This is a genomic window from Methylobacterium sp. CCH5-D2 (assembly GCF_001556475.1).
Lineage (GTDB): Bacteria > Pseudomonadota > Alphaproteobacteria > Rhizobiales > Beijerinckiaceae > Methylobacterium > Methylobacterium hispanicum.
This window is the reverse complement of record NZ_LSIX01001073.1, coordinates 1-4,759: the sequence shown is the minus strand read 5'-3', so window position 1 is coordinate 4,759 and position 4,759 is coordinate 1. Positions and strand designations below refer to the sequence as shown.

Here is a 4,759-nt window from a genome sequence, read left to right as displayed (position 1 = left end):
GTGCTGGCCCGCCTCAAGGACGTGCGCCGGCCGCGCATCCTGATCCTCAACAAGATCGACCTGATCCCGCGCGAGCGCCTGCTCGAACTCGCCGCCAAGCTCAACGGGCTGATCCCGTTCGAGCAGACCTTCATGGTCTCGGCGCTGAACGGCGACGGGGTCGAGACCCTGAAGCGCGCGCTCGCCGCCCTGATGCCCGAGGGGCCCTGGCTCTATCCCGAGGATCAGGTCTCGGACGCGCCGCTGCGCATGCTCGCCGCCGAGATCACCCGCGAGAAGATCTACGACCGGCTGCACGAGGAGCTGCCCTACCGCTCCACCGTCGAGACGGACCAGTGGCAGATCCGGCCGGACGGCTCGGTGCGCATCGAGCAGACGATCTTCGTGGAGCGCGAGAGCCAGCGCTCGATCGTGCTCGGCAAGGGCGGCCAGACCATCAAGGCGATCGGCCAGGCCGCCCGCATCGAGATCGCGGAGGCCGCCGACGCCAAGGTCCACCTCTTCCTGCACGTGAAGGTGCGCGAGAACTGGGCCGACGATCCGGCCCGCTACCGCGAGATGGGGCTGGAATTCCCGCGGGGCTGAGGGATCGCCTTTTCTCCCCGCGAACCTGGACGCCCCGCCCCGCCACGATGCGTGGGAGAGGGCGTCCATAGGCTGATCGACGAGAAGCCGTATCTGCCAACACCGCCGGCTCCGACCCTGCCGATGAAGCGCATCCGCTTTCCCGGACGCCTGGAACGAAGTGGAAGGTGATCCGGGATCCAGCACGGAGAGTGCCGCGCAGCGGCTCGACCTCCAGCACCGGCGCAGGATCAGGACGCTTCGCGCCTTCCCGTGCTGGATCCCGGATCACCCTCCGCTGGCGCTCCGGGCGTCCGGGAAAACGGCGCGGGTGCATCGGAACCGGACTGCCCGTCGCTATCGAGATGAACCTGTCGACCTGGAACGCATGACCGCCCCTACCGCCATCCTGTACGGCCTGCCGCCCGCCGAACTCGCCGAGATCCCGGAGGGCGCCGCCCAGGTCTCGCCGCTGATCCCCGGATCCGCGCGGCTCGAGGACTTAGGCCCGGCGAGCCTCGAGGCGGCCGTGCTGCTCGCGCCGCCCGGTACGGTCGAGCGCCGCTACGCCCTCGCCCTGGCGCTGCGCGCCCTGAAGCCCGGCGGGCGCCTCACCGCGCTCGCCCCGAAGGACCGCGGCGGTGCACGGCTCGCCAAGGAACTCGCCGCTTTCGGCTGCGCCCCCGCCGAGGAGGCGCGCCGCCACCACCGCATCTGCACGGCGCCCCGCCCGGAGACGCCGCAGGGCCTGGACGCCGCCATCGACGAGGGCGGCCCGCGCCACGTGGACAACCTCGCGCTCTGCACGCAGCCCGGCATCTTCTCCTGGGACCGGCTCGACCCGGGCAGCGCGCTGCTGCTCGCCACCCTGCCGCCCCTGCGCGGGCGCGGGGCCGATCTCGGCTGCGGCCTGGGGCTGCTCGCCCGCGCGGTGCTGGCCTCGGACGCCGTGACGGGGCTGGCCTGCATCGACATCGACCGCCGCGCCGTCGAGATGGCCCGGCGCAACCTCGGCGATTCCCGCGCGAGCGTGCGCTGGGCCGACATCCGCCAGCCGGATCCGGACCTCGCCAAGCTCGACTTCGTGGTGATGAACCCGCCCTTCCACGACGGCGGCGCCGAGGACCGGGCGCTGGGCCAGAGCTTCATCGCCCGCGCGGCCGGCGCGCTGCGGCACGGGGGCGCCCTCTGGCTCACGGCCAACGCCCACCTGCCCTATGAGCGGGTGCTGGGCGAGGCCTTCGCGGAGGTGACGCTCAGGGCCTCGGCCAACGGCTACAAGGTCTACGAGGCGCGCCGATGAGCAAGGCCGTCCGGCTCGACAAGCTGCTCGCCAATCTCGGCTACGGCTCCCGCCGCGAGATCCAGGGCCTCGCCCGCGCGGGCGGCATCGTGCTCGACGGGGAGGAGGTCGCGGACGCGGGCGCGCGCATCGCCCTCGACCCGGACCTGCCCGAGCGGATGCGGATCGACGGCGAGCCCCTCGACCCGCTGCCGGGCCTCTGCCTGATGCTGCACAAGCCGCTCGGCGTCACCTGCTCGCACAAGGAGGCGGGCCCGCTGGTCTACGGCCTGCTCCCGGAGCGCTGGCGCCGCCGCGACCCGGCTCTCTCGACGGTCGGCCGCCTCGACAAGGAGACCTCGGGGCTGCTGCTCCTCACCGACGACGGCGCGCTGCTGCACCGGATCATCGCGCCGAAGGCGAGCGTGGCCAAGCGCTACCGCGTCACCCTCGACCGGCCGCTCCGGGGGGACGAGGGCGCGGTGCTGGCCTCCGGCACCCTGATGCTGGAGGGCGAGGACCGGCCGCTCCTGCCGGTCGCCTTCGCGGCCGAGGGCGGCACGCACTGCACCGTGACGCTCACCGAGGGGCGCTACCACCAGGTCCGCCGCATGTTCGCGGCCTTGGGCAACCACGTCGCGGCGCTCCACCGCGACCGGGTCGGCGGCCTCGACCTGCCGGCGGATCTGGCGCCGGGGGCGTACCGCGTCATGGACGCGGCCGCGGTCGGGATGGTGTTCGCGGCGGCTCCGTCCGCGGCGGCCTGAGCGGTGCGCCCGCGGGCCGGGACAGGCGCGACAGGTTGGCGAACAGCCCCACGAGCGCGTTCGGCGGCGGCGGCTCGCCGGGCTTCGTCCCGGGCAGCCCCTGCTCGATCACCGCACGGGCCAGGTAGTTGCCGAGATGGCGGTAGCTCTCGAAATCGCTCTCGGTGAAGAACTGGTTTCCGGTGCTCTCGTGCGGGAAGTCCGCGTTGCGGATGCGGTAGGCGAGGAGTTCGACCGGCGCCTGCTCGGGCAGCCAGGACTTGAGGTAGAGAAGCCTGCCCTCCGCGGCCGGCAAGGCGCCGGTTGCCGGATAGCGCACGGTCGCCAGCGCGCCCTGCGGCGCGAGCAGGCGCTGCGTGATCGCGATCTCCTTCACGAACGTGATCTCGACACCCAGGTCGATGCGCGCGCTCTGCTTCAGCCGGGCGAGATCCTCGTAGGCGTAGTCCTTGTCCTGCCCCGCATCGATCGCGACGATCAGGCCGCAGCGCCGCCGCAGCATCTCGTAGACGCCGAGATTCTCGAAATGCCCGCCGTCCGAGAGGTAGAGGTAGTCGCCGTCGATGTCGGAGCGGCCGGTGAGTTCCCGCAGGAGCGTCGGCACCTCGTTGCGCGGCCCGCTCGATCGCAGCAGGGCGCGCCGATCCGCCTCGACGGTGCGCCGCGTCGCCGGGTTCGGCAGCCACGCCCCGAGACGGACGTTGCAGAGCGTCATCACGAAGGCCGTCAGCGGCGACGAGTGGTAGCCCATGTTCGGGCTCGCCGCCGCGCCCGAGATCGTGATGGCCGTGCCGAGCGTGATGCCCTGCTCCTGATCGCGCGCGCCGGTATCGCGCTCGCCGGCCGCGTAGCCCCGCGTCGGCGCGTAGGCGCCCGCGCGCGGCGATTGTTCGGTGACGCGGGCCGGCGTGCCGACCGGGCTCGGCAGCGTGGCGGCGCCGCAGCGGAAGGGCGTGATCGTAAAGGCTTCCGCCTTGCGCTCCGCCCGCGCGGTATCGCGCCCGCTCGTCCGGTTCATTGCGACGTTGACGACCGGGAACAGGAACAGCGGCGACCGCCCCGTCACGGTGTCGGCCATCCGGATGTTGTCGCAGGGATCGAACTGCGTGAAGCGGTCCGGCCGGCGGTTCTCCCAGGGCCGCCCCGAGCCCAGGAACGCGCGGATCAACCGGTTCCGGTAGACCGCGTGCATCGAGAAGCGGTTGAGGTTGATCGCCCAGCCGAGGAGGAGGGCCAGCCCGGCCAGCCCCAGGACCGCCGCGAGGCTGATCGCCGCGAGGGTGGGAAAGCCCGGCACCGGGCCGGAGACCAGGCTCGCGGCCGCGCCGATGCCCAGCGCGAGGCCGCGCCCGATCAGCGCGAACACCGTGAGGGGGAAGACCAGCATCGCGCCCTTCACGAGAGAGGCGGCGGGCCAGGCCAGCTTGCCGGCGCCGCCCGGCCCGGCCGGGCTTCCGGAGACGCGGGCCACCTGCGACAGCACCGCCGTTCGGGCGCTGCTGCCCAGAAGCGCGACGATCGAGCCCGATGCGACGCCGCCGCCCACGAGGGAGGACCAGAGGGCGCCGCTCTGCGCGGTCAGATAGGAACCGCCCAGCACGATCACGGTGCAGCCGAGGCACAGGCCGACCACGAGCCGCAGCTTGCTCCCGTTGATGCGCGCGAGCCACTCGCGGTCGCTGTCGTTGCGCAGGCCGCTGTGGCGCATGCCGACGGAGAGCGTCGTCCGCAGCGTCTCCGCGACGGCGACCCAGAGCGGTCCGGCCAGGATCACCCAGAGGAGGTGCCGCTCCTGAGCGAGGGTGATGCCGAGATAGAGGAACGCGCTCGACAACCCGCTGCTCAACACCCAGGCGACGATGCCCTTCACGAACGGCGCCGCGTGCAGGTCGAGCAGTTCCCCGTCGCGGCGATACTTCCAGCAGATCCAGACGAAGGCCCCCGCATAGGCCGCGAGGCAGGTGATGAAGCTCAGGAGCGGCAGGTCCAGATCCGGCATCGGCGCCCCGGACGTCGCGGGACACGGCAGTCCCTGCGGCGGATCCGTCAGGAAGATCGCCCACCCCGCTTGGGCCCAGCACGGATCGTCGGCACGCGGCGCTACCGCGGCGGCGGCGAGCAGGCACCAGAGCAGCATCGGCAGCAC

3 protein-coding genes and 1 pseudogene are annotated in these 4,759 nt (G+C 72.7%); 3 read left to right on the top strand and 1 reads right to left on the bottom strand.

Going from position 1 to position 4,759, the window contains the following annotated elements; genetic code table 11:
• The 3 genes from era to AX737_RS29060 form a co-directional block, all read left to right on the top strand.
• The coding region (era, locus tag AX737_RS29070) for a GTPase Era (protein ID WP_082773363.1) at positions 1-585 on the top strand (585 nt) is incomplete at its 5' end.
• Between the two features lie 367 nt (positions 586-952).
• On the top strand, positions 953-1,867 hold the full coding sequence (locus AX737_RS29065; protein WP_066927433.1) for a methyltransferase: 915 nt from the start codon (positions 953-955) through the stop codon (positions 1,865-1,867).
• A complete protein-coding gene (locus AX737_RS29060; protein ID WP_066927431.1) occupies positions 1,864-2,613 on the top strand; it encodes a pseudouridine synthase in 750 nt (249 codons plus the stop codon). Before AX737_RS29065 ends, AX737_RS29060 begins: the two co-directional genes overlap by 4 nt.
• Here AX737_RS29060 and AX737_RS35010 read toward each other — a convergent pair.
• A pseudogene (locus AX737_RS35010) lies at positions 2,555-4,759 on the bottom strand (hypothetical protein); the annotation flags it as partial. The gene AX737_RS29060 and the pseudogene AX737_RS35010 overlap by 59 nt on opposite strands.